19 protein-coding genes are annotated in these 24,780 nt (G+C 46.5%); 12 read left to right on the top strand and 7 right to left on the bottom strand.

The genetic code is table 11. From position 1 onward, the window contains the following. Positions 1 to 65 precede the first annotated feature (65 nt). From LWP20_RS16840 to LWP20_RS16820, 5 genes are all read left to right on the top strand, one after another. Positions 66 to 902 (top strand): oxidoreductase, encoded by an 837-nt coding sequence (locus LWP20_RS16840; protein WP_242929345.1) that lies wholly within the window; start codon positions 66 to 68, stop codon positions 900 to 902. Between the two features lie 29 nt (positions 903 to 931). Further along, entirely contained in the window at positions 932 to 1,813 is an 882-nt protein-coding gene (cysM, locus tag LWP20_RS16835) for a cysteine synthase CysM (RefSeq protein ID WP_242929344.1), read from the top strand. A 356-nt stretch (positions 1,814 to 2,169) separates the two neighbouring features. After that, positions 2,170 to 2,868, top strand: a complete 699-nt coding sequence (locus LWP20_RS16830) for a type 1 glutamine amidotransferase domain-containing protein (RefSeq protein ID WP_242929343.1) — start codon at positions 2,170 to 2,172, stop codon at positions 2,866 to 2,868. Between the two features lie 213 nt (positions 2,869 to 3,081). Then, positions 3,082 to 3,936, top strand: coding sequence for a pirin family protein (locus tag LWP20_RS16825; RefSeq protein WP_242929342.1), 855 nt, complete (start codon positions 3,082 to 3,084; stop codon positions 3,934 to 3,936). Positions 3,937 to 4,112: 176 nt separating this feature from the next. Then, positions 4,113 to 4,574, top strand: a complete 462-nt coding sequence (locus LWP20_RS16820; protein WP_242929341.1) for an SRPBCC family protein — start codon at positions 4,113 to 4,115, stop codon at positions 4,572 to 4,574. Between the two features lie 67 nt (positions 4,575 to 4,641). On the opposite strand, the gene LWP20_RS16815 is transcribed toward LWP20_RS16820, so the two are convergent. From LWP20_RS16815 to LWP20_RS16805, 3 genes are all read right to left on the bottom strand, one after another. Continuing rightward, positions 4,642 to 5,727, bottom strand: coding sequence for a pseudouridine synthase (locus LWP20_RS16815; RefSeq protein WP_242929340.1), 1,086 nt, complete (start codon positions 5,725 to 5,727; stop codon positions 4,642 to 4,644). Positions 5,728 to 6,427: 700 nt separating this feature from the next. Further along, complete coding sequence (gene rluF / locus LWP20_RS16810; RefSeq protein WP_242929339.1) at positions 6,428 to 7,423, bottom strand: 23S rRNA pseudouridine(2604) synthase RluF; 996 nt, start codon at positions 7,421 to 7,423, stop codon at positions 6,428 to 6,430. 150 nt (positions 7,424 to 7,573) lie between these two features. After that, positions 7,574 to 9,130: a M20/M25/M40 family metallo-hydrolase gene (locus LWP20_RS16805; RefSeq protein WP_242929338.1), complete on the bottom strand. Its 1,557-nt coding sequence runs from the start codon at positions 9,128 to 9,130 to the stop codon at positions 7,574 to 7,576. A 206-nt stretch (positions 9,131 to 9,336) separates the two neighbouring features. On the opposite strand from LWP20_RS16805, the gene LWP20_RS16800 reads away from it, so the two are divergent. Continuing rightward, positions 9,337 to 9,594, top strand: a complete 258-nt coding sequence (locus LWP20_RS16800; RefSeq protein WP_242929337.1) for a hypothetical protein — start codon at positions 9,337 to 9,339, stop codon at positions 9,592 to 9,594. 85 nt (positions 9,595 to 9,679) lie between these two features. Here the strand turns inward: LWP20_RS16800 and LWP20_RS16795 are convergent, their stop codons facing one another. Next, positions 9,680 to 12,121, bottom strand: a complete 2,442-nt coding sequence (locus tag LWP20_RS16795) for a zinc-dependent metalloprotease (RefSeq protein ID WP_242929336.1) — start codon at positions 12,119 to 12,121, stop codon at positions 9,680 to 9,682. Positions 12,122 to 12,332: 211 nt separating this feature from the next. On the opposite strand from LWP20_RS16795, the gene LWP20_RS16790 reads away from it, so the two are divergent. Further along, entirely contained in the window at positions 12,333 to 12,836 is a 504-nt protein-coding gene (locus LWP20_RS16790; protein ID WP_242929335.1) for a c-type cytochrome, read from the top strand. A 99-nt stretch (positions 12,837 to 12,935) separates the two neighbouring features. Beyond that, a complete protein-coding gene (locus tag LWP20_RS16785) occupies positions 12,936 to 13,979 on the top strand; it encodes an NAD(P)-dependent alcohol dehydrogenase (protein ID WP_242929334.1) in 1,044 nt (347 codons plus the stop codon). 71 nt (positions 13,980 to 14,050) lie between these two features. Here LWP20_RS16785 and LWP20_RS16780 read toward each other — a convergent pair whose 3' ends face one another. After that, on the bottom strand, positions 14,051 to 18,529 hold the full coding sequence (locus tag LWP20_RS16780; protein WP_242929333.1) for a DUF7619 domain-containing protein: 4,479 nt from the start codon (positions 18,527 to 18,529) through the stop codon (positions 14,051 to 14,053). 192 nt (positions 18,530 to 18,721) lie between these two features. Between LWP20_RS16780 and LWP20_RS16775 the strand changes: the two genes are divergently transcribed. Next, positions 18,722 to 19,156, top strand: a complete 435-nt coding sequence (locus tag LWP20_RS16775) for an acyl-CoA thioesterase (RefSeq protein ID WP_242929332.1) — start codon at positions 18,722 to 18,724, stop codon at positions 19,154 to 19,156. 274 nt (positions 19,157 to 19,430) lie between these two features. On the opposite strand, the gene LWP20_RS16770 is transcribed toward LWP20_RS16775, so the two are convergent. Continuing rightward, the gene (locus LWP20_RS16770) at positions 19,431 to 20,054 is read right to left on the bottom strand and encodes a class I SAM-dependent methyltransferase (protein WP_242929331.1); all 624 of its coding nucleotides are present in this window, start codon (positions 20,052 to 20,054) and stop codon (positions 19,431 to 19,433) included. A 119-nt stretch (positions 20,055 to 20,173) separates the two neighbouring features. Between LWP20_RS16770 and hutU the strand changes: the two genes are divergently transcribed. The 3 genes from hutU to hutG all read left to right on the top strand — a co-directional run bounded on the left by hutU (position 20,174) and on the right by hutG (position 24,251). Further along, positions 20,174 to 21,886 (top strand): urocanate hydratase, encoded by a 1,713-nt coding sequence (gene hutU, locus LWP20_RS16765; protein WP_242929330.1) that lies wholly within the window; start codon positions 20,174 to 20,176, stop codon positions 21,884 to 21,886. Between the two features lie 110 nt (positions 21,887 to 21,996). Then, the gene (gene hutI, locus LWP20_RS16760) at positions 21,997 to 23,241 is read left to right on the top strand and encodes an imidazolonepropionase (protein ID WP_242929329.1); all 1,245 of its coding nucleotides are present in this window, start codon (positions 21,997 to 21,999) and stop codon (positions 23,239 to 23,241) included. A 35-nt stretch (positions 23,242 to 23,276) separates the two neighbouring features. Further along, entirely contained in the window at positions 23,277 to 24,251 is a 975-nt protein-coding gene (hutG, locus tag LWP20_RS16755; protein WP_242929328.1) for a formimidoylglutamase, read from the top strand. Positions 24,252 to 24,331: 80 nt separating this feature from the next. Here hutG and LWP20_RS16750 read toward each other — a convergent pair whose 3' ends face one another. Next, positions 24,332 to 24,748, bottom strand: coding sequence for a T9SS type A sorting domain-containing protein (locus tag LWP20_RS16750; protein ID WP_242929327.1), 417 nt, complete (start codon positions 24,746 to 24,748; stop codon positions 24,332 to 24,334). Positions 24,749 to 24,780 lie beyond the last annotated feature (32 nt).

Genomic DNA, 24,780 nt, shown 5'->3' with positions numbered 1-24,780 from the left:
AGTATCAGTTTTAGTTAAACTAAGCGTATACTTCTACTTCATTTATTAATTGTAACACTACAGCTATGGCAGGAAAAGTATGGTTTATAACAGGCGTTTCGGGTGGGTTTGGCAGAGTGCTGGCAGAGGAAGCAGCCCGCAACGGCGATAAAGTAATTGGCACAGTACGGCAAGCCGGCCAGCTCATGGAATTTAACCGCATTTCGGAGGGCAATACCTTTGCTTACCTTATGGATGTTACCAACCCGGAGGGTGTAAAAGCAACTGTAGAAGCAGCATTTAACCATTTTGGCAGATTGGATGTGCTGGTAAACAATGCCGGTTTTGGCTTTCTGGGGGCCGTGGAAGAAGCAAGTATAAAAGATTTCCGGGAGGTGATGGAAACCAACTTTTTCGGGGTGTTGCAGGTTACGCAGGCCATTTTACCTTATATGCGCAGGCAGGGAAGTGGCCATATCATCCAGATGTCGTCGGTGGCGGGTTTTAGGAGCACGCAGGGCTTTGGGGTGTATAATGCCAGTAAGTTTGCTCTGGAAGGTATGAGTGAAGCCTTGGCTCAGGAAGTAGCACCCTTAGGTATAAAAGTTACGATTGTGGAGCCCGGCCCATTCCGGACCAACTTTGCAGGTACAAGTATAAAAAGCGCTCAATTGGAAATGCCTGAGTATGATGCTACTGCACGCGTCTTTAAAAACAATATTCTGGGGTATGCCGGTCAGCAGGAAGGCGACCCGCAGAAGGCCGCGCAGGTTATACTTCAGGTAGTAGATGCGGAAAATCCGCCGCTGCGTTTGCCGCTTGGTAATACTGCTTTTTCTGCCGTCAGAAACAAATTGCAGCAGGTAGCGCAGGACCTCGAAAACTGGGAACATTTAGCAGCTAAAACATCCTTTGATAGTTGAGGGATGCTTCAAACTTAAAATTACAGTAAATGGCATCATTATTAGATTTTATAGGCAATACACCTTTAGTAGAACTTACCAGTATTTCACCGAATCCGAAAGTTAAATTACTGGCGAAGCTAGAGGGCAACAACCCGGGCGGCAGCGTTAAAGACCGGGCTGCTTATAGTATGATTAAAGGCGCGCTGGACAGGGGAGAACTAAAAGAGGGCATGAAGCTGATTGAGGCAACAAGCGGAAATACCGGCATTGCGCTGGCTATGATCGCGCGCTTGTTTAAGGTGGAGATTGAGTTGATAATGCCGGCAAGTGCCACCCCCGAACGCGTGAAAACAATGCAGGCCTATGGTGCCAACGTTATACTTACTCCTGCCGAAGGATCGATGGAGGCAGCAATTGATTATGTGCAGGAAAAGCAGGCAAAAGGTGGCTACCTGGTATTAAACCAATTTGGAAACCCGGATAATTACAAAGCGCATTACCGCACAACTGGCCCGGAGATCTGGCAGGACACACAGGGAACTATAACCCATTTTGTATCGGCAATGGGTACTACGGGCACCATTATGGGTGTATCCCGTTACCTGAAAGAGCAGAACAGTAAGGTACAGATTATAGGGACGCAGCCAGTAGAGGGCTCTCAGATACCAGGCATTCGCCGCTGGCCACAACAATACCTGCCAAAAATATTTGAACGGGAGCGCGTAGACCGTATTCTGGATGTTTCGCAGGCTGAGGCTACAGCCATGACGCGCAGGCTGGCACGCGAAGAAGGCATTTTTGCCGGTATGAGCAGTGGCGGAGCCGTGCATGCGGCTACCAAACTTATCCCTGAACTGGAGGAAGGAGTAATTGTCTGCATTATCTGCGACCGCGGCGACAGGTATCTATCTTCAGATCTGTTTGCTTAAAAAGATTTATTGTGTCAAGTAAATGCCATCTTTCTGTTATTGAACGTGTCATTAATTCAGCTTAACCGACTGACTTAAAGTATAATAGCTGGCCTGGTATAAAAATCATACTTCTAATAAGTTTTTCTGTGGTATGATTTTCTGGAAGATTTCTCTGCAAAGAAAAATCAATTTTAATTTAATGCTTTTACAACAGCCAGTATAAGCATTTGGTAGCAAGCATAAACCGAATAATCCGGATCAGCGCCTTTATACTTTTATAATATAAGGTTACGAAGTATAGCAAAACTAATTTCGGTTTACGGGGTTAGATAGCATATAAACACTATCTTTTTTACTGATCAAAACTATAAGCTATGAAAGTATTATTTGTTCTTACCTCGCACGACAAGCTGGGCGACACTGGCAAAAAAACCGGTTTCTGGGTCGAGGAATTTGCAGCCCCATACTACACCTTAGCAGACGAGGGCGTAGATGTTGACCTGGCATCGCCCAAAGGCGGACAGCCACCAATTGACCCGAAAAGTACCGAACCCGATGCCCAAACGCCTGCTACCAAACGTTTTTATGAAGACGACGACTTGCAGCACAAATTATCGCACACAAAAAAGCTGAGCGAAGTACGAGCTGAAGACTACGATGCTGTTTTTTACCCTGGTGGCCATGGTCCGCTCTGGGACCTTTCAAAGGATAAAGACTCCATAAAGCTGATCGAAGATTTTGCCAGGCTGGAGAAACCGGTAGCTGCCGTTTGCCATGGCCCGGCTGTGTTAATGGAGGCAAAAACGCAAAGCGGCGAACCGTTGGTAAAAGGTAAAAAAGTAGCAGGTTTTACAAACTCAGAAGAAGAGGCGGTGCAGCTTACCAATATTGTTCCTTTTCTGGTAGAGGATCGGTTAAAAGAACTGGGCGGCAACTATAGCAAAGCCGGCGACTGGAAACCTTATGTAGTAACAGATGGCCTGCTGATAACCGGCCAGAACCCGGCTTCATCAGAGCCAGCGGCCGAAGAACTTCTGAAAATGCTTCGAAAGCGGCAGAACGGCGAAAAGTAATTTCTCTGCGTATACTATACCATCAGTGTAGCGTAAAATCCCATCAGACTTCTAAAAGTTTCGGTGGGATTTTTATGTTAAGTATAATTGGGTTTTGCTCATTCTTCACCTAATGTTCAGGCTTTAAGTTTAAAGTATAAATTCAGGATAGCAGGTTAAAACAAATTAAGTATATTTGATGTACCTACATTGTTTACAGTTGAAACCACTCCAATGAGAAAGATAAAAAAGAAGCATAAGGCCATGTATGCCCCCATGGATGACCTGGTAACTTACCGGGCATTGCCAACACGGGAAGTAGAATATATCGATCCGTTTTTGTTCCTGAACCACCACGGCCCACAGGTATACAAACCGGGTAATCGTGGGCTGCCGTTCGGGCCACACCCACACCGCGGCTTCGAAACGCTCACTTTTATACTTGATGGCGATATTATGCACCAGGATACCGGAGGCGGAAAAGATGTGATAGAAGCAGGTGGCGTGCAATGGATGACAGCGGGCTCAGGACTTATACATGCCGAAATTTCTTCTGATAAATTTAAGAAGGAGGGAGGGCCGCTGGAGATTCTGCAACTGTGGTTTAACCTGCCCGCTAAGTATAAAATGACGGCGCCAAAATATATCGGCCTTCAGAAGGATAAAATTCCGGTTGTTACCCTCGATAATGGCAAGGTGAATGTAAACGTGGTTTCCGGGAGCTGGGGTGAAGTACAAGCGCCAATCCAGAGCCTGAGTGATATAAACATGGTTAGTATAGAAATGAAGGCAGGTGGCACTTTTGTTTACAACATCCCATCGGAGCGCAATATTTTCTTTTACGTGGTACGTGGCTCTGTTAAAGTAAACGGCGAAACAGCTGATAAATTAACGTTGGTTGAGTTTGAGAACCAGGGCAAGGAAGTGAAAGTGGAAGCTTTGGAAGATGCCTATATACTATTCGGACATGCGCTGCCATATAACGAACCCGTAGTATCGCATGGGCCTTTTGTGATGAATACAGAACAGGAAATACGAGAGGCATTCCAGGATTACCAGTTAGGCAAAATGGGCCAGTGGGTAGAGTAAATGATATATTAATTATTATAAAAGAAGTGCGGCGCTTTACAGGTTCCGCATTTTTTGTTTTTACTGATGTATATACTTTAGCAGCTAAACGCAGCATAAAATAAGCTTACACCAGCCAGTTGCGGGTAACTGCATTAAAGTATAAATACTTAATTTAAGGCTTTTAACAAAAGCACATGGCAAACATCTATCACCAAGTTCTTATAAAAGCAGCCAGAAAAACAGTTTATGAAGCCGTTACTACACAAGTCGGACTTTCGAAATGGTGGATTGCCGATTGCAATGTAAAGCCTGAGATTGGCTATGTTAATGAATTTGTGGTTGCAGGCTATGGTAAAAACCTGATGAAAGTGCTGGCATTACAAACCGATACTTTTGTGGAATGGGAATGCCTGAATGAAAACGACCCCTGGACAGATACACACCTTACATTTACTTTATCTGATAAAGGCGATTTTACCTGCCTTGACTTCAGGCACACCGGTTATGTTGCCGAAGACCAAGTATACGCTACCTGCAATTTTCACTGGGCACGCCATCTTATAATGCTAAAAGAACTTTGCGAAACCGGTATTTCCCAGCTTAATGAGGCACAGGAAAAAAGAGAAGTGGACGCCGTGCATAAAGGCAAAGTATAAAGTTGATGCAACAAAAAGGCCCTGCAGCTACCTGCAGGGCCTTTTTATATCTTAAAGCTACTTCTTATTATCTTGATGATTTAGATCCTCCTCGAGATGCACTATTACCTCTTGTGCCACCTTTAGGCGCTGAAGTATTTCTGCCGCCGGTCTTAGGAGCGCCAGGTCTTGAACCTGTACTTCCTGGTCTGGCTTTGGATGCAGCACTTCTTGCACCCGATGTACTTTTTGGAGCACCTTTAGCATCAAAGTTTCTGGAACCGCCTGCTGCACCTGGCTTAGAGCTCCTGGTTGAACTTGCCGCTCTCGCAGGTCTGGTGTCATCAGTAGCTGGTCGGCGGGCGCCGCCGCCACGAGGTCCTGAAGGCTGGCTTCTTGCGCCTCTATCCCGGCTACTGTAGCTATCTGTTTCTCTGTTTCGGTAGCTTGTATCTTTAGATGCTTTAGAACTACCCATCAGGCTTCTTAAAGAATCTACTTCTGCTGCCGTAAGTACGCGCCAATGGCCTGCTGGCAATTTACCCAGTGTAAAGGTATCGAAGCGAAGGCGCTGCATATGGGTTACTTTGTAGCCCAGGCTTTCGCACATGCGCTTCAGGTAATGATCTGTGCCTGGTTTAAGCGTAATCCGGAAACGGGTAGTAGCTTCTTTAGAAACGGCATTGTTTTGCCTTACCTCGCCAAACTCAGGAGCGCTGCCGCCGCTTATTCTTTGCAGAAAATCTGCAGTAATCGCCTTATCTACCGATACCAGGTATTCTTTTTCATACTTGTTATCGGAGCGCTTCAGGTTGCGCACAAAATCGCCATCGTTGCTCAGGAAAATGATACCTTCTGCTTCACGCTCCAGCAAGCCTGTTGGCTCTAAGGAAGCCGGAAAATTAATGGCACGCACCACATTGTCGCGCACCGCCATATCAGATGTGGCCGACATATTGGCTGGCTTATTGAAGATCAGGTAAACCGGTTTTTCCTCTTTAACGCTCAGTGTCTCCCCATCTATGCGCACTTTATCTTTTGGCGTTACTTTGGTGCCTGCGTCGGGCATTTTGCCGTTTACAGTTACCCTGCCTTGTTCAATCAGGTTATCGGCTTCGCGGCGGGAGCAAAAGCCTGAGTCGCTTATAAATTTATTTAATCTCTTTGGTTCCATGGTATTGTTTGGCGGTATGCTTTCGGCAATTATAAGTATGAATACTGCCTTTATGTTGCGCCAGTTTAAAGCAAGCATCAAAATTAAGGTAAAACTGCAGGTTTACCTAATGGAGGTTTTCAGGCTATGTAATAACCCGAATTATAGTTTAATGAAATTAACTAATGCAGGCTATACCTTCAGAGTTAATTTTCTTCCACAGTCTTACTTGCCTTTTGTATCATAGTTGGCTTTGGCTCGCTCCAAGCCCGCGAGGGCTCGTCTTTGGGCATCGCGCTGTCTATTGAAGCTGCTCCTCGCTCCGCTGCGGGCTGCTGAGCAAGCTCAGCACCGCAACAATAGAAGGCGCTCTCTAAAGGGGGCCCCTGCACCCCCACCCAAAGACTGGAAAGGATACTTCTTCGCTAGCGGCTTTGTAATTGGAAGGCAAGTATAACTTGTAGGGACAGGTCGCGACCTGTCCGTAGGAAAGTATCAACTATGAAACTATAATTTAGCAAACTCACCATCGGAATTCCCCTCATCGGAGGGGCGCAGGGGTGGGTTTATACTTCTGCTGAAGATCCTCGGCTAGCGCTCGGGATGACAAAGAAAATGGCAAAGGCAGAAAGTCCCCTTTCAAGTCGAAGATCCCGGACTTGTTCCGGGAGAGGAGTGGTTGGACAAACATCAACTATACTCTAACACTGCTGGCTACCTGTTACCGGCTTTTTCTTGAAGCACCTTTAGGTGCGCTGTTTCTGCCGCCGCTTTTACCAGAGCCACCTTTAGAAGCACCACGCGAGCCTCTGGCACCTTTGGAATCGCTTTTGGTTTCTGTTCTTTTGCCTGATGCACTTTTAGAGCCACTTTTGCCAGCACTGCCTGGTTTAAACCATCTGTCTGTAGGGCTGCGTTGATTTGAGGTACTACTCTTTGGTTTGGGTGTTGCTGCTTTAAGGCCCGTTGTAGCAGCACGTTTTTTCCCGATAGAGCCTTCCTCTGTTTTGGTAGATTCTGCCACCATACTTTGCAGCGATGCCACTTCGGCATCGGTCAGGTTGCGCCACTGCCCCAGCGGTAATTTAGCCAGTGTAATGTTCATGATCCGGATGCGTTGCAGTGTCTGTACTTCGTAGCCCAAGGCCTCACACATTCTTCTTATCTGGCGGTTCATGCCCTGGGTAAGTATAATCCTGAACTTATTCGGGCCTAGCTGCTCTACAAAGCACTTTTTGGTATTCACACCAAGTATAGATACGCCATTGCTCATTCGGTCTACAAAAGCCTGGTTTATAGGCTTATCTACCGTAACAATGTATTCCTTTTCGTGTTTGTTTCCGGCGCGCAGAATCTTATTTACAATGTCGCCATCGTTTGTCAGGAAGATCAGGCCTTCAGAATCTTTATCGAGGCGGCCAATAGGGAAAATGCGCTCCGGATAATTTACGAAGCGGATAATGTTATCGCGCTGCGAAAGATCAGTAGTAGTTTCTATGCCGGCCGGTTTGTTCAAGGCAATGTATACTGGCTCTACGGCATCTACTTCGAGTAAATTTCCATCAACCCGCACTTTATCTTTAGCCGTAACTTTGGCGCCAACTTCGGGTTGCTTACCGTTCACGGTAACGCGGCCTTGTTCTATCAGTTTATCTGCTTCGCGACGGGAGCAGGTGCCTGTATCGCTTATAAATTTATTTAATCTGATTGGTTGCATAGGCTAAAGTGGCGTTGGTAATGTTAAGCCGGATAATTAAAAGTAAAGGTACACGAAAGGATTGATTTATGCCGTATGGATGTAGTGGCAAAAGAAAAGGCTGCTCAAACGGGCAGCCTTTTCAGGTTTATATTTTAGGCAACATTATACTTAGTCTAAGCCACCTTTGCGGGTTGGCTGACGCAGCTCAGGCCAGGTTCTTTGCTTACCTGTTTGTGTATCCAACGGCATATTAATACGCTCGCGGTTAAACAGTTCCGGTTCTTCGCTGGCTCTGTAAGCAAGTATAGCTACCAGTATGGCATTGCTGCGTACATCATCAAACACAATCTTGTCGTATGTGTCGCGGTTGGTGTGCCAGGTATAGTTACCATACGACCAACTAAGTGAGCTCAGCATAAAGGCCGGTGCGCCAGCTGCTACAAACGAGGCATGGTCGGAGCCGCCACCGCCCGGGAAACCTGGGTACTGCGTTTGTATAGAACTGGTTATTTCCTGTGGAGCAGCACTCAGCCAACGGCCCAGGTAATCGTAAGCATGCAAAAAGCCCTGGCCAGAAATGTTGGCCACACGGCCTGTACCGTTATCCTGGTTAAATACAGCCTGCACGTTTTTCACGATCTCCGGATGATCAGCTACAAAAGCGCGTGAACCGTTCAGGCCCTGCTCTTCGCTGCCCCAGTGGCCAACAAGTATAGTTCGTTTCGGGTTAGGGTACATCTTTTTCAGGATGCGCATGGCTTCCATCATCACAATCGTTCCGGTACCGTTATCGGTTGCGCCGGTTCCGCCATTCCAGGAGTCGAAGTGCGCAGATAAAATCACGTATTCATTTGGCTTTTCAGTGCCTTTTATTTCAGCAATTGTGTTAAACGCCGGGGCATTCTTCAGGTTTTTAGACTCAGCCTGAATACGGATCTGGGGCTTTTTGCCAGACTCTACCAAACGGTACAGCATGCCATAGTCTTCCAGCTCAATGTCTACAGTAGGTATTTTCCTGGTATAAGCGCCAAATATCTTGTTCACGCCAAAACCGCCAGACCAGTTCGACATAACCACGCCGGCTGCACCGGCTTTTTCTAAAGCTACGGGCAAGGTACGGGTAGTTTTGCCGGTGTTTTTGATGCGGTTGTTCCAGGCTTCGGCGGCAGCCGTTTTGGCTTCCTGCATTTTCTTTAAAGATGCTTCGGTAGCAAATTCCTTCCAGTTATACTCCGGGCGGCCGGTTGGCTGGTTCATCGAGATCATCACCAGTTTCCCTTTCACGTTTGGCAACCATTTCTGGAACGCGATAGAATCTGTAAACTCAGGAAGTATAACCAGCTCAGCAGTTACGCCTTTGCCTTTAGTGCCCGGGTTCCAGGCCAGTTGTATACCATCCAGGGTTTGCAGGCGCGGGTGCACCATATCGATGTGCGTAATGCCGCGCTGCCAGCCGCGCCACTCGCCCCATTTCTCGTTGCGGGCATCAATACCCCATGTTTTATACTTTGCCAAAGCCCAGTTATTTGCCTGCTCCATCTCCGGGGTGCCAACAAGGCGCGGGCCTATACCATCTAATAACTCATGTGCCAGGGTTTCTAGCTGCGAGTTTTGAGTAGCTTCTTTAACAATATTTTCAACTACCGGGTCTTTGGTAGCCTGGGCATGGGCAAGGCTACCCGAAAGCAACAGCAGCACTGCAAAGGATTGTAATTTTTTCTTCATTCAGGTTGGTAAGGTTAATGTTTTAGGTAAAGTTTAGGGGTTGGAGTAAATTTAGTCAACAAGGTTTAATATCAAATCCTGAATATTTGATTCGGGTATATTTTGATTTAAGAAATGGAAGTGAAAAGCTAAGTTTATACCTTGTTTTGAAAGGAAACTATTCCGGCGCTGTTATACTTATAATTTGTAAACTACTGAAATAAAGAATGCTGGAATATTCAATGTTCGATAGGCTGCCTTTCCGGAGCCAGACAGAAACGTTAGCCAAACACGGAACCCTGCTTGCCCGGCGCAGCTATAACAACTGGACAGTAACGCTTTATACTTTAAATAATTCGTTTGTTGAAGTTTGGTCCGGTAATGAGATAGAGGTGATGAGTAGTTTTAAAAATTCTGCCAATGCCATAGCTATACTTGAGCCTTACACGGATGCTATTGATGTGCAGGATTTTCTGGATTCCTGAGTTCATGCACAATCAAACTAAAAAGCCGGCCCTGTAAGAACTAAACTTACGGGGCCGGCTTTTTAAATTATTCTTTCGCTAACTGCTACTCACATCCTAACATCTCACTGCTTCCGATTGGGGCGCCAGGAGGAAGGTCCAGCACTCGGGTCGGTTTTATCTCTTCCGGCTTATCCATTCTTGCCAGCGCAAATATCAAATGTGCTTCGTAGGCTTCGTCGCGAGTGCGGCTTTTTACGCGCTCTATGTGTTTGCGCAGGTCGGAGAGGGTGGCGGTTGCCACGGCACGCGCCTGGTAAGAGGCATTTTCGTTTTGGGCAAGCGCGAGCAGGTGGGTAAGTATAACCTGTTCCGTTTGCAATTGTACCTGTCCTTCCAGCCCTTTCTTGCGGCTGCTTTTCCAGGTGTTCTCTACCAGTTGCCTTGTTACATCCTGCAGACTAAGGCTGTTGCCGCGGGCACCCAGTTCCACTAAACGTGATGAACGCTCAGGATGCAGCAGAAACGAAACCGTAAAATCTGATGAGGCTTGAGCAGCAGCAAGCGGGTCGAAGGTAAGGCCAGTGCGTTTGGCAAAAAGCTCGCGGCTGTTGCGTAAACCCGGTGCTCTTGGAGGGATAAGTTTAATGATATTTTCAGGCAAGGTCAGGGTTTCCGGCGATATCGTTTCCAACAGGGCATCCAATGCTTTTTGCTGTTCTTTTTTATCCAGCACTTCTGTTACCAGTTGCTTATCGCCGCGCACGGCATACGTATAGTTTACGCCGCCCACCAGTTTTGCTGCTGCTTCGGTCTGGTACCGGTGGAAATTGTAGATCGGCACCAGCACATCTTCCAGCGAACTCATGGCAGCACCCGGCTTAATGTTCTTTTCAGAGAAATTCTTCAGTGCCTCATTGCGAACTTTCAGCACGCGCAAAAGCTCGTCGGTGGCGTTGTTGCCATTATCCCAGAGGTGGGCAGCAGGGTGTGCGCCTCCCGGCGAACGGGCATCCCGGTCAGATATAAAAGTTAAGCCGTTCTCTCTGCCTTTAGCAAGTATAGCATCCAGTGCTTTTTTCTCATCTATGCCTTTCGGAAAATCCTGGTAACCATACGTAACAGCTACTTTGTCCCAGGCGCCTATTTCAGCTGCATAAGCTTTGCTTAGATCGATGTTTCCTGCCCGGTCAAGCTGCACTTGTGGGTGCGGGTAATCCATTACAGAAGCATTGTTGTTGGCGGCATAGTTGTGCATGATGCCTAAGGTATGGCCCAGCTCGTGTGCTGATAACTGGCGTATGCGTGCGAGCGCCATTTCCATCATGGCTTTGTTCACAGGTTTGCCATCCTCATAAGGAGCGAGTAAACCTTCCGCAATCATATAATCCTGGCGAATGCGCAGTGAGCCTAACGATACATGGCCTTTAATGATCTCGCCGGTGCGTGGGTCCTGCACCGAAGCGCCGTAAGACCAGCCCCGCGTGCTGCGGTGCACCCATTGTATCATGTTGTAACGAATATCCATCGGGTCGGCAGTATCGGGCAGAATTTCTACCTGGAATGCATTTTTATAACCGGCTGCTTCAAAAGCCTGGTTCCACCAGCGGGCACCTTCCAGCAGGGCAGTCCGGATCGGCTCCGGTGCGCCATTATCTACATAGTAAACAATCGGCTTTACAGCTTCGGATACTTTGGCACCCGGGTCTTTTTTCTGAAGTCGGTGGCGGGCAATAAAGTGCTTGTCTATGTTTTCGCTTACAGGTGTGGCATAATCAAAGTAAGAAATACCGAAGTAACCAGCCCGCGGGTCCATTTCACGTGGTTTATAGTTGTTATCAGGCAGTTCTATAAAAGAATGATGCTGGCGCAGCGTCAGGGCCTGCACATCGGGCGCAACTTCCTGCACAAAACGCCCGGCATCGTCGCCGCCTGTAAAAGTTAGCGTGGTCTCGAATTCAGTGTTCTTCGGGAAATTTTTAGTTCGTGGCAAGTATAAAGCTGAGCGGCTGGCATCGAGCCGGTAGCTGCCTTGCCTGGTGCGTTTTATACTTCCGGTAACGTCGTGTGCATCGCGGAGCAGGAAATCAGTAGCATCTACCAATACCGTGTTGCCATCGGCGGCTTCCGCTTTAAAACCCCAAAGTATAGATTTAGCAAAAGACTCTTCCACGGCTCGGCGCTCGTTGGCATTATTGCTGATGGCGCGGTAATCAAGATTCGGTTGCACAAGCATCACCTTCGGGCCAATCTTTTCAAAGTATACCAATCGCTGTCCGCCCAGTTGGCCACGGTCCAGGCCAATGTCGTTGGAGCCAAGTCCGCCTGGCAGCGAGTTCACATAAAGAAATTCATGGTTATACTTATCAACCTCCAGCCAGACTTTACCTGCGTTTTCGTCCCAGTAAAAAGTAAAGTAGCCGGTGTATTTTTTCATGCCTGCCGTTTTAGCGGCAATGCCTGGAAGTTTCTGGGCGATAGTTGCGGTTGCCAGCAGCTGCATTAAAAACAGCATAAGCCAAAGTTTCCGGGTAAAAGGTGATTTCATGGTTCTTGGTAAGGAGATTAAATCAGTCGGTTTGAAAAGGTAATATAGTGATTTTAAAATTAAGCCGGATGGTACTGCGTTGGTAAGCAAATTATTATATAAAAACGCTTGCTCTGGTTTGTTAATGCAGGTGCTGTAACTATAAATGCTGAAAGGTGTAAAATAGATTTTCATTCGTATACTTACAGCAACATAAAACTCAACTAAAACCATGAAAAAAATTGTAACAGCATTCGGTTTGTGCGCTTTGCTTGCAAGCTGTGGCGGCAACAAATCGGAGTATGAGGATGTGTATGACAACAAGAACCGCACAACCGAAGAAAATACTGCCGAAGCTACAGAACCCGGGTTGGCAACTACTACACCAGATACCGGAACTGCAGCTCCAACTCCAGCTCCACAGGACAATGCTACTGTAGCCAAAGAAACAGAAACAGCAGCCGCAACCGGTGATTTTTCCAAAGGCTCTAAGCTAATTTCCATGTCTGACTGCCTGGCCTGCCACAACGAAGAGAAAAAGATTGTTGGCCCTGCCTATATAGATGTAGCCAAGAAGTATGAATTCAATGATAAGAACGTTGATTACCTTGCCGGTAAAATTATTAAGGGAGGTAAAGGCGTTTGGGGCGAAGTTCCGATGACTCCACACCCGAACATCAGCGAGGCCGATGCCAAAGACATGGCCCGATACGTATTGTCGCTCAATAAAAAATAAGCCTTTTATGGCTGATCCCAGACCTGCTGCCTGTATTGATTTTATGGCTGGCAGGTCTGGTTTTTTTCTTAATTTATAAATCACTAGCATTTCCGAACTATGATTCCAGCTAAAGCTTATGCAGCCTTTGATCCTACTAGCCCGTTGGGGCCTTATAATTTTGAGCGCCGGGAGGTAGGAGAGAATGATGTCTTAATCGAAATTAAATATTGCGGTGTTTGCCACTCAGACCTGCACCAGGTGCGCGACGAATGGGGCGGAGCCATGTACCCGTTGGTGCCCGGGCACGAAATTGTGGGTGTGGTAACCAAAGTGGGCAACAGTGTAACCAAATTTAAAGTAGGCGACCTGGCTGGTGTAGGCTGTTTCGTGGACTCTTGCCGCGAGTGTCATAGTTGCAAAGAAGGCCTGGAGCAATACTGCGAAGTACATAACGTGGGCACTTACAACAGCTACGAGCGCGATAACAAAACAATTACGTATGGAGGCTATTCTTCACAAATTGTGGTGGATGAAAACTATACTTTAAAAGTGCCTGAAAGCCTTGATCTGGCTCGCACAGCGCCTTTGCTTTGTGCCGGTATAACTACCTATTCGCCAATCATGGAATGGAAGATAGGGAAAGGCCACCGCTTAGGTATAGTTGGCTTGGGTGGATTGGGCCATATGGCCGTGAAGATAGCTGTTGCCAAGGGTGCGGATGTAACAGTGCTAAGTACCTCTCCAAATAAAAAGCAGGATGCACTACACTTAGGTGCGCACAACTTTGCCGTTACCAATGATGAGGAAACATTGAAAAAGCTCCGTAATTCCTTCGATTTTATAATTGATACCGTATCCGCCCCGCACGACTATAATCTGTACTTGTCGATGTTGAAGCGCGATGGAACGATGATACTGTTGGGTGCACCGCCGGAACCATCTGCCGTAGCTGGTTTCAGTTTAATTGCGCGTCGTAAACGCCTGGCTGGTTCTATGATCGGGGGTATTCCGGAAACCCAGGAAATGCTGGATTTCTGTGCCGAACACAACATAATGTCAGATATAGAGCTGATCCCGATATCTGAAATAAACGAAGCCTACGAGCGCATGCTGCGAAGCGATGTGAAGTATAGATTCGTGATTGATATGGCGAGTTTGTAGGAAGTATAAAGTATAAAACAGAAGGGGCTTCTGCTATCGTAGCAGAAGCCCCTTTTTGCTTGTAATTCAGTTTAAAGTACCGTCAGTTTCTTCGTTATTATGCCCCGTTCCGTATGGATCTGGAGCAGGTACACACCCGGCCTGGTCAGCTCAGCGTTGATCTCGATTTTATCAGGCTGTGGTTTGGCTATAGTTGCTGTATAAACTAACTTGCCCACTGCGTTAAACAATTGTACTTCTCTGGCATCAAAGTCAGCGTGCTGCAGGTTTATGATAAAGCGGCCGGACGTTGGATTCGGGTATACTGCAATGGCCTGGGCAGGAGTAAGCGTTTCCACCACAAAATCTGTAGTACTTAAAGCAACGCCGCCTACTCCTTTGATTTGAAGTTTGCCGGTGGTGGCACCACGCGGTACCCGTACTTTAAGTTTAGTAGGGGATGCCTCCAGTACATGCGCTTTCTCTCCGTTAAAAGCTATTTCATCCTGCACGCCCAATGTCAGGAAATGAGCTCCGGTTATTTCTACATCTGTGCCTACACTTCCTTTTAAAGGTGCCATGGCTAAAAACGCCGGACCTGGTATTACATCAAAATAAGTAGCACTATTTGCCTTACCGCCCGGTGTTTCTACTGCAACATACCCAGATGCCGCACCCTGGGGTACTTTAACAGTTAGCATGGTAGGGGAAGCCTGCACTACCTGGGCCTGTACTTGCCCAAACCATACTTTATTGCGCTCCGGGGCAGCAGCAAAATTTTCGCCGCTGATACTTATAGTTGCGCCCACAATATCGGTTTTCTTGCTCAGGCCACTGATTTCTGGCTGGTGCCACACTACATAAGCTGATGCACTTAGCGTTTCGCCTCCTTTTGTGGTAATCTCAAACTTAGCTGTAGCTGCCTGAGCCGGCACTTTTAAAACTAAGGCATCGCCCGTATTGCTGATGATCTCACACTCAATCATTCCCAGTTTTATACTTTGTAAAAGGCTTTGATCGAGGTGTTGGCCTTGTAAGGTAACGGTAGCACCAACAACTCCTTCAATCGGGCTGAAACTGCTGAGTAACGGCGGCTGGTATACTTCAAAACTCTCGCTGGTACTGGCTGCGCCATCTGGCGTTTCTATTTTAAGTGAGCCAGTAACTGATTTAGATGGCACCTGTACTTTCAGTTCTGTTTCTGTAGCGCTAATTACCTGCGCCTGCACGCCATTAAAATATACTTTGTTATCGGCAGCTTTTGCAGCGAACTTCTTACCCGTAAGTATAACTTCTGTGCCATACTTGCCGGCAGCAGGAGAGAAGCCGGCAATACCTGGCGAGGCAATTATTTGCTCCGCAGAAAGCCTCAGTTCTTCGTTTATAACCGGCGGCATGTCGTAAATCCGGTTAGTAGTTACATTGGTGCGAACAGGCGAGTTGTAATCGAAGTAGATATCGGCAAAGTTCTCCACGGCTGTTTTCTCCGGCAGGTCGGCTTTAGGTTTGATGCTGAACTGGATGTAGCCGTGGCTGCCAGGCTCGTTTGAAGTGCTGTCTGGCAGCATGATGTTATCGAAAGTCCAGGTTAATACCGGGCGGCCTTTGCCACTCACCTCAAAACGATAGCTATGCGAAGCAGAACCTATTCGTAATGTACTCAGGTCCAAGTGCTCGGATAATGTATCTGCCACTACTACCCGGTAGGCAACATCGGTACCTGTATTCTGGAACCTGATTTTATACTTTAGCTCGGTGCCCGTAGAGGTGTATTTTTCTTCCGTAAGTCCTGCAGGTATCACCAGTTTGTCGTTCGGGTCGAAAGAGTCGATGATTGGGAGGCATTCTTCGGCTGCTTCAGCTTCTTCATCATCGGGTGGTAGGGCATTCACATAACCGGTACTTACAATACCGCTTGCACCTTTTCGGCAGGCCTCTACTGTAGCACTTGCCAAGGAATTTTCGCCATTACCTTCGGGTTGGTCTGCTTCAAGACGGGCAGTTTTGCCGCCAGTTGGTATCCAAAGCACCAGGCTGTCACCAGTGGCTAGTTTATAGTTCTCTATCGTAGAAAGCTGGCCATCCAAGTATAAACGGAACTGCTTACCGGTTTCCATACCGGCCAGGCCTGAGTTTCTGATCACAAAGCGCACCATGCCTTTCTCTGAATTGCACACACCGGTTACTGTGGCTGTAGGTACTGGCGTAGTGCTTTGGTTGCCAGGCGTGATCCAGGCTTTTGTACACACCGTCAGGCCGCGTATAGTTTCATCGCCACAAACTACTTTATCCTGTATGGTAATAAAGCCTGTTTGCCCGGCAGCAATAGTGCCTGCCTCAAATACATAGGTACCGTTTGGCAAACGTGTGTAGGATTTATCCGCTGATAGTAATTCCACCTCTTTAGGTAGTTGCAGGTATACTTTGGCATTGTTGGCCGTAGCAAAGCCGGAGTTGGTGTAAGTTACTTTGGTAGTGCTCTCAAAACAACGGCGCCTGCGCGTGGAGGAAACGCTGGCGTTAAGGTAAGGGGAAAGTGTAACTTGGTTGCCGAAGTTGATCCCGTTTACAACGCTTTTCTTATCTGTAATTGTGACGGATTGAGGTATGCCCTCGGCTGGTGAGGATTGTTGAATCTCCCGGCCCTTTTTGTTATCCGGTAAAAGTTGTCTTATCTGATATGTTCCAATATTATCAACTGCAATTTTGTAGTTTCCATTTACATCCGAAAAGCCAAATACGGATCCAGGCTCAACTCTTAACGCAATATTCTTCAATCTTGCTTCATTGGGCTCTGGAACATTGTTTTTATTTGTATCCTGATAGATTATTCCACTAATATAACTTTGCTGGGTATCTGAGGTTTTTCCTAAAATATAGAAATGGTCATTTAACAACATACTAGCCGCCATAGCACTTCCATTTGCATTAACAGCTATTTCATCTGCTATTACAGGTATATTTCCCGTAAGCTTTCCGGCTGTATCAAAAATATCAACAGAACTGCCTGCAACATATATATTCCCTTTCTGGTCAAGCTCTATGCTATTAGGAACATAAAATTCAAGCGTTCTACTAACATGTGGCTCAAACTGTAAGATGAACTGGCCTGAGTTTGCGTATTTTTTGATTTTCCCGACTGGGTGGTAAGGATCAGTTTTGTCTACAATGATCACATAAAGGTTCCCAAACTCATCAACTGCGATATCTTTGTATGTTATATTGGGATTAGAAGCCTGAATACCGGACAAACTGACAGTCTGAAGAAAATTACCTTGATCATCATACTTGGAAATTTTACCTTCTCCCAAAATATAAAAGAAACGATCCAGGCCTTGGGTGAGCTTATAGCCATGCCAGTATGGAGTTTTATTATTCGACATAGGATCGAATTCAGAAAGTACCTTACCTGCTGCACTAAATTTTCTAACTCTGCCAAACTGCATGCTATCCAATACATACACGGAACCATCAGGCCCGGCAGCAATATCATAGATCTTTTTTTTGAACGCTGATTCAGGGCCGGTTTCACCGAACATAGATAGCTTTATACCCTGCCGGTTATAAGTAAGGATTTGCTTAGAAAAATTATCAGCAACATAGAAATAAAAACCATTGCTATCTGTCTCTAATGCTGTAATAGACAGGCTTCCTTTGGTAGAATCTGCTATTCCGAATATATTCTCTCGCTCTCCACCTGGCAACAGCGTTATTATTCTTCCATTTTTGTATTGATAGGAAAGAGTGCCACTAGCCGTGATGTACTTATTGTCCGCTTTATCAAAATTTACTCCAAGGTTTTCAGTTGGATCTATGTTTGGTAAAGGAAGATTCCAATGCCATACATCGTCATTCGTGAAAGCGTAAAGAGCAGCATTTCCGGCATCAGCAACAAAGATCAGACCTGCCTTGTCAATTTCTACACCTGTTGGTCTACCAAAATTAGGAGCGCCTTTACCTGGTCTTGTAAATGTGGCTAAAAGCAGCCCGGAAGCATTAAACTTTACAATGCGTTTATTGCCTGAATCAGCCACATAAACATTTCCGTCTGCTGCTATTGCAACATCTGTGGGTGTATTTAGTGAACCAAACTCCAGCAGAAACTGTCCGTCGTTCGTAAATTTTCTGACAACGTGCATGGTGACGTCTGTAATGTAAATGCTTCCGTCCGGGCCAACTGCAATACCCTCTACATTTGATCCAGTATATGAATTGATAAGAGAATTCTTAAACTTATGTAAAACATTACCTTGCTTATCCAGCTTATATACATAGAAGTCATAGGCATTCCATACATACAGGTTCTCATCTTTATCTTTAGCAATTGCACGAGCCTGGCCAGCAAAGGGCACATCAGAAATAGGGATATCTTTAACAAAGTTACCAGCGGCATCAAGCACCCTTACCTGATAGCTATTTGCAACATACATGTTCCCTGAGTCATCTATGACAACTCCAAGAGGGGTTGATAAGGATGGACCCACGACATACTTAGTTTCAAAGTTAGCCTGAGCCTGGCCATCAGAAAAAAGTAATAAGACAAAAATAAAAAACAGTAAAATTGCTTTCATAGGCTAAAAGTATAAATTAAAAGCGTGGGCTATTGTACTGTAAATGTAAGCATTAAAGTATAAACATAGAGCTATACTTTGGCACAATATCCTGCGGGTATATAAAAATCAGCCTGTGTTATAAACAAGGATATCTTTGCCGAAAATTCACCGTTAATGATTGCATTACCCTTATAACAGAAGAAGATAAGCATGAGCCATACTTATACAGGCAAAGTAATGTGGTCGCACCTGGATGCCAACATGCACATGCGCCACTCTGCCTACGCCGATTTTGCGGCACAAGCCCGCATCGAAGTTCTAGCCGTAATGGGACTGGATATGAAGACTTTCCAGAAGCTGCACATCGGGCCGATCCTTTTCAGGGAGGAAACAACTTACCTGCGCGAAGTAGGCGTGAATGAAACGATAACTGTAACCACAGAGCTTGCAAAAAGCAAAAAAGACGGTTCCCGCTGGACCATCTGCCACGAGCTGTTTAAAGAAGACGGTGTAAAAGCAGCGGTTATAGTTGTAGAAGGTGCCTGGATTGATGTATTGAAACGCAAACTGGCTAACTTACCCGAAGAACTGGCCGACCACTTCGTACACATGCGCCGTAGCCCTGATTTTGTAGAGTTGGAATAACTCATGGCGCGAGCGTCTTCGCCCCGAAATGCTTCGGGATCTGTGACTCGTGACGTATTATAGAGGGGCCTTTGGCCCCTTTATTGAAACTATAGTTAATCGCACAATTACTAGATTGTCTGTTTTAACTCAACTGGGCGGGACGCCCAACTATAGTTCGACACAAGTGAAGACGCTCGCGCCATAATTAAATAAAACTTCCCTACTTGAACTAGGGAGAACGCGAGTTCGAAGCTAGCGAGCATAGCTCTGAGGGGTAGGGGTGGTTTGATAACTATACTTTCCCCAGCACCCAGGTAGTCATACTTCTATCCTGTTCTACCACGGTCGTTTTCAACGGATCCAAACGTTCGGCATCCATTTGCTTCTCCAATTCAGCTAATAGATTTTCATCCGCTAAAAACCAGACAGGCCCATGTGCCATCTGGTAAAATCTGCCTTGTAAATGCTGTAACTTACCCTCCAGACCTATAGTTGTACTAAGCCTGCAAAACAGCATGCCGCCCGGTTTTATTACCCGCCATAGTTCCTGAACTATACTTCTGAAATGCTGCTCATCTTTTGCAAAATGCAACACAGCACTACAGGTCACTACATCAAAGTATAGATTTGGATAAGGGAGCGTAGCCAGGTCAGCAACTATAAAATTACGGGCAGGCAGGGTAGGAGCCAGTTCTTTTGCCAACTGTTTCACTTTCTCGATAGCTGCTTCTGAGGTGTCGGCTCCGTGTACTTCTACACCCGCCTGTAACAGGTAGTGTATATTTCTGCCATTGCCACAGCCCGCATCCAGGAGTTTCATACCTTTTTGTATCCGACCCTTCAGCAACTGGTCGAACAGGTAAATATCCAGGTCTCCGAATTGGGTTTTAAGCGATGTGATGGGCAAATGAAACATAATGGCTCTTCTTTTTGCAAGTATAATTTTACTGGGAATTGTCGAAATTAAGCAGGTTTTACTATCCTTTTTGCTTTATTTTTAAGAATATTGAAGAAGAAAATACGCTATAACTGACTATGAATACTGCACCTGAAACAGAAACGATACAACGCTCCGGCCTTTCGGTAAGCGAGTTTATCCAGAAATACGCTAACCATCCCACTTACATTCCGCCAACCGGCCCGGAATTGAACGCTAAAAACTGGCAATCGGAGGCTGCGTTGCGCATGTTCCTGAACAACCTGACTGATGAAGTAGCGGAAGACCCATCACGTTTGGTAGTTTACGGTGGTATTGGCCAGGCTGCTCGAACCGTGGCTGATGCGCAGAAGATAATTGAAGTGTTGCTGAACCTGGAAGAAGACGAAAGTTTGCTGGTACAATCGGGTAAGCCGGTGGGAAAAGTAAGAACACATGCCGAAGCGCCGCGTGTCCTTATTGCCAACTCTAACCTGGTACCACATTGGGCTACCTGGGAGCATTTTAACGAACTGCGCGCACGTGGCCTGATGATGTATGGGCAGATGACGGCGGGGAGCTGGATCTACATCGGTACACAGGGCATTTTGCAGGGAACCTACGAGACGTTTGCTGCCTGCGGAAGAATCCATTTTAACGACGACCTGCGCCACAAACTATTGGTAACTGGTGGTTTAGGCGGCATGGGTGGCGCGCAGCCACTGGCCGCAACTATAGCCGGAGCTACTTTCCTGGGTGTAGATGTGGACCCGGAGCGTATTAAAAAGCGCTTGGAAACCCATTACATCGACAAAATGACCTACGACTACGAAGAAGCAAAACGCTGGGCCCTGGAAGCCAAAGAAAAAGGCGAAGCCATCTCTATTGGTCTGGTAGGTGATATTGGCGATGTGCTGGAAAAACTTATTCAGGATAATATTACACCAGAGATCTTAACCGACCAGACATCTGCACACGACCCTATAAATGGTTATGTACCAAACGGCTTAACGTTGGAAGAAGCCAAAGTACTGCGCGAAAGCGATCCGCAAGCCTATAAAACTCGCTCTTTGAAAAGTATGGCCCGCCACGTTGGTTTTATGCTGGAACTGCAGAAGCGCGGAAGTAAGACCTTCGACTATGGCAATAACCTGCGCGAGTTTGCGCAGCAGGGCGGTGAGAAAAACGCCTTCAACATACCGGGTTTTGTGCCGGAGTACATGCGCCCGTTGTTCTGCGAAGGCAAAGGACCTTTCCGTTGGGCTGCTTTGTCCGGCGATCCTGAGGATATTAAAGTAACCGATGCAGCGCTGAAAGAACTCTTCCCGGACAACACGCACATGATAAAGTGGCTGGATGAGGCTGAAGAAAAAGTGGCATTCCAGGGTTTGCCTTGCCGTATCTGCTGGCTGGGTATGGGCGAGCGCGAAAAAGCCGGTCTGATGTTTAACCAACTTGTGCGAGATGGTAAAGTTAAAGCGCCTATCGTTATCGGTCGCGACCACCTGGACTGCGGTTCTGTGGCATCGCCTTACAGAGAAACCGAAGGTATGCTGGATGGCTCTGACGCCGTATCGGACTGGCCATTGCTGAACCTGATGTCGAACACAGCGGGTGGTGCAACATGGGTATCGTTCCACCACGGTGGTGGCGTAGGTATAGGCTATTCGCAGCATGCGGGCATGGTTATATTGGCCGATGGTACCGAGCGTGCCGATCGTTGCCTGAGCCGCGTGCTGCACAACGATCCGGCCATGGGCATTTTCCGCCACGCCGACGCCGGTTACGAAACCGCCCAGCAGAATGCAGAGAAATTCGGGCTGAAACTATAAACTCTTTATCCCTTCCCCGACAACAGGGAAGGGATTTTCTTTCTATCATCCTGACGAAAGATCTGACTTATCACGTTGTAAGTATAATTACTTCAGAATCTATAAACTCTATGAACCAACACGAGAACTATACTTTAATCGGTCCTTTCTCCCAGATACTGACCATGGCTAATTTACCGGAAACAGGGTCTATTGTTGATGATGAACTGGAAGTACTGGAAGATGGCGGGATTGTGGTGAGCGAGGGTCTTATTAAACTGGTTGGGAAGTATAATATCTTATTGAAGGTTGCGAACGAAGAGCACTATAAAATAGAGAAGATTGAAGAGCCGATGGTTTTACTGCCTGGCCTGATAGATGCACATACACACATCTGTTTTGCCGGCTCCCGCGCCAACGATTATGCTATGCGCGTTGCCGGAAAATCTTACCTTGAAATAGCCCGAAGCGGTGGCGGTATACTTGACAGTGTTCGTAAAACCCGCGAAGCTACTGTAATAGAATTAGTGGATCTGCTTAAAAAACGCAGCGACCGACATTTAGCTGAAGGCATTACCACCTGCGAAGTAAAAAGTGGATACGGCCTTACCGTAGAAGACGAACTGAAAATGTTGGAGGCCATAAAACTGGTAGATAAGCATCACCCGTTGGATTTAGTACCAACCTGCCTTGCCGCCCACATGCGCCCCCCCGAATTCACTGATTCCAAGGCTTACCTGAAACACATTTTAGATGAACTGTTGCCCCAGGTAAAAGAGCAGAATCTGGCAAGCAGAGTTGATATTTTTATTGAAGACACAGCTTTTACCGAAGAGGAGTCGATGGAGTATTTGTTGGCTGTAAAGGAGCAAGGGTTTGAGATAACGGTGCATGCCGACCAGTTCAGCACAGATGGGAGCAGGGTGGCTGCAGAAGTTGGCGCTGTTAGTGCCGACCACTTGGAAGCCAGTGGCGAAGAAGAAATTGCGTTACTGAAAAAAGCCGGAGTGGTAGCTACTGTGCTGCCTGGCGCTTCGCTGGGTTTAGGAATGCATTATGCACCAGCCCGTAAAATGCTGGATGGCGGCTTGTGTGTTGCCATCGCCACTGACTGGAACCCTGGTTCTGCCCCTATGGGCGATCTATTGTTGCAGGCTGCTTTAATTGGCGCCGCAGAAAAGCTAACTATAGCCGAAACACTGGCTGCCATTACCACCCGCGCTGCGCGTGCGTTAAATATGAAAGACCGTGGCTATTTAAGCAAGGATCGGGTAGCTGATTTTATTGCTTTCCCGACAGATAACTATAAAGAGATTCTATACTTTCAGGGAAAGCTGAAGCCAGGAATAGTCTGGAAACGAGGCAAAAGAGTATAAACAACAATTAACAATTAGCAACCAACAATAAAGCCATGTATAAACCAACCGCAGCAGGCACCTGGAAAGGTAGAGTAGATGCCCACGATGGCGAAGAAGGAAAACGCTGGCACCAGGGCATAAAACTGCTTAACCTGACAGAAACTGCGGAGCCAGCTGATGCTACACAAGCCATTGCAATGCTGGGTTTTTGCTGCGACGAAGGTGTGCGACGCAATCAGGGCAGGGAAGGGGCTGTAGATGGACCTGCAGCTTTACGACAGGCAATGGCTTCGTTTGCGTGGCACCTGGATGATGATGTAATGTTGTTTGATGCCGGAGATGTATACTGTACCAACCAGAACCTGGAAGAAGCCCAGAAGCAACTCGGTAAAAAAATACACACACTCCTTACTAACACTTACAAAACAATTATACTTGGTGGCGGCCACGAAACAGCTTACGGGCATTTTTTAGGTATAAAACAGGCATTACCTGAAGGACAGCAACTGGGTATCATTAACTTCGATGCACATTTCGACCTTAGAAGCTATGAAAAACAATCCAGTTCCGGCACTCCTTTTCTACAGATAGCCGATGACCTGGCTGCTGAAAGTATAGATTTTAATTACCTGTGCCTGGGCATACAGCAATCTGGTAATACCCAAAAGCTGTTTAACACGGCAGAAAGCTATGGGACGGACTATGTATTTGCGCCTGCTATGCAGGTATACAACTTCCAGAACCTGCAGGAGAAGCTACAGCAGTTTATGGCGTTGGTGGATGTGCTTTATGTAAGTATAGATATGGATGTGTTTGCCGCTGCTTATGCCCCGGGTGTAAGTGCCCCGGCTGCATTAGGTATAGATCCTGAAATAGTGTTGCTGTTACTGCAAGAGATCATCAATAGTGGCAAATTGCTAACGCTAGATGTAGTAGAGCTTAACCCAAAACTGGATATAGATAACCGGACTGCCAAACTGGGGGCCTCGCTGCTTTACCATGTGGTGCAGCAATGGAGCCAGGTATAAAGCAGCACAAGTATAAAAAAGCAGTGGCCTTGCATTTATGTTGCAAGTCCACCGCTTTTTTATGGTAACTATAGTTGAGATTAATTTCCAATCTTGAATTTGGTCCAGTAAGTGGTGTCGGAGGTTTTAACTTCTACGAGGTAGGTGTCCGGTTTTAGTTTGCCTACATTATAGCTCCACATGTTTGTGTTTTTTGCAAGCATTACCGGTTTTTGGTATACGAGCTTGCCGGCTTTATTTTTTATTTCCAGTACGGCATCTTCTTTTAGTTTCTGATCAAAGCTAAGCTGGAAAGTGCCTTTTTTTGCTGGTTTAAGGTTAATGCCTGAAAGCGTTTCCATATTAACAGAATCTGGCGGGGTTTCTGCTATCAGTATTTGTTCGTGCTGTTGGTTTGGTAATTTTGTTTTTGTGCTTTGTGCTGATGCCGTTAAAGCTAAAACGGAAAGAGGCAGTGCGGCAGCTATCGTTAGTGCATACTTTGTCTTCATCTTCATAAACTCCTGTAGGTTAAAAGTATAAGTCTATC

Origin of the sequence: Pontibacter vulgaris, from assembly GCF_022758145.1 — a bacterium.
GTDB classification, from domain to species: Bacteria; Bacteroidota; Bacteroidia; order Cytophagales; family Hymenobacteraceae; genus Pontibacter; species Pontibacter vulgaris.
Note: the sequence above shows the minus strand (reverse complement) of the source record. Positions and strands in the feature narration are given on the sequence as shown.

What these genes read in the sequence shown, in the direction of transcription:
- LWP20_RS16770 (WP_242929331.1), bottom strand. Translation starts at nt 20,054, where the DNA reads ATGTTTCATTTGCCCATCACATCGCTTAAAACCCAATTCGGAGACCTG.
- LWP20_RS16840 (WP_242929345.1), top strand. Translation starts at nt 66, where the DNA reads ATGGCAGGAAAAGTATGGTTTATAACAGGCGTTTCGGGTGGGTTTGGC.
- hutG (WP_242929328.1), top strand. Translation starts at nt 23,277, where the DNA reads ATGTATAAACCAACCGCAGCAGGCACCTGGAAAGGTAGAGTAGATGCC.
- LWP20_RS16830 (WP_242929343.1), top strand. Translation starts at nt 2,170, where the DNA reads ATGAAAGTATTATTTGTTCTTACCTCGCACGACAAGCTGGGCGACACT.
- hutU (WP_242929330.1), top strand. Translation starts at nt 20,174, where the DNA reads ATGAATACTGCACCTGAAACAGAAACGATACAACGCTCCGGCCTTTCG.
- LWP20_RS16775 (WP_242929332.1), top strand. Translation starts at nt 18,722, where the DNA reads ATGAGCCATACTTATACAGGCAAAGTAATGTGGTCGCACCTGGATGCC.
- LWP20_RS16820 (WP_242929341.1), top strand. Translation starts at nt 4,113, where the DNA reads ATGGCAAACATCTATCACCAAGTTCTTATAAAAGCAGCCAGAAAAACA.
- rluF (WP_242929339.1), bottom strand. Translation starts at nt 7,423, where the DNA reads ATGCAACCAATCAGATTAAATAAATTTATAAGCGATACAGGCACCTGC.
- LWP20_RS16805 (WP_242929338.1), bottom strand. Translation starts at nt 9,130, where the DNA reads ATGAAGAAAAAATTACAATCCTTTGCAGTGCTGCTGTTGCTTTCGGGT.
- LWP20_RS16815 (WP_242929340.1), bottom strand. Translation starts at nt 5,727, where the DNA reads ATGGAACCAAAGAGATTAAATAAATTTATAAGCGACTCAGGCTTTTGC.
- hutI (WP_242929329.1), top strand. Translation starts at nt 21,997, where the DNA reads ATGAACCAACACGAGAACTATACTTTAATCGGTCCTTTCTCCCAGATA.
- LWP20_RS16825 (WP_242929342.1), top strand. Translation starts at nt 3,082, where the DNA reads ATGAGAAAGATAAAAAAGAAGCATAAGGCCATGTATGCCCCCATGGAT.
- LWP20_RS16785 (WP_242929334.1), top strand. Translation starts at nt 12,936, where the DNA reads ATGATTCCAGCTAAAGCTTATGCAGCCTTTGATCCTACTAGCCCGTTG.
- LWP20_RS16800 (WP_242929337.1), top strand. Translation starts at nt 9,337, where the DNA reads ATGCTGGAATATTCAATGTTCGATAGGCTGCCTTTCCGGAGCCAGACA.
- cysM (WP_242929344.1), top strand. Translation starts at nt 932, where the DNA reads ATGGCATCATTATTAGATTTTATAGGCAATACACCTTTAGTAGAACTT.
- LWP20_RS16795 (WP_242929336.1), bottom strand. Translation starts at nt 12,121, where the DNA reads ATGAAATCACCTTTTACCCGGAAACTTTGGCTTATGCTGTTTTTAATG.
- LWP20_RS16750 (WP_242929327.1), bottom strand. Translation starts at nt 24,748, where the DNA reads ATGAAGATGAAGACAAAGTATGCACTAACGATAGCTGCCGCACTGCCT.
- LWP20_RS16790 (WP_242929335.1), top strand. Translation starts at nt 12,333, where the DNA reads ATGAAAAAAATTGTAACAGCATTCGGTTTGTGCGCTTTGCTTGCAAGC.
- LWP20_RS16780 (WP_242929333.1), bottom strand. Translation starts at nt 18,529, where the DNA reads ATGAAAGCAATTTTACTGTTTTTTATTTTTGTCTTATTACTTTTTTCT.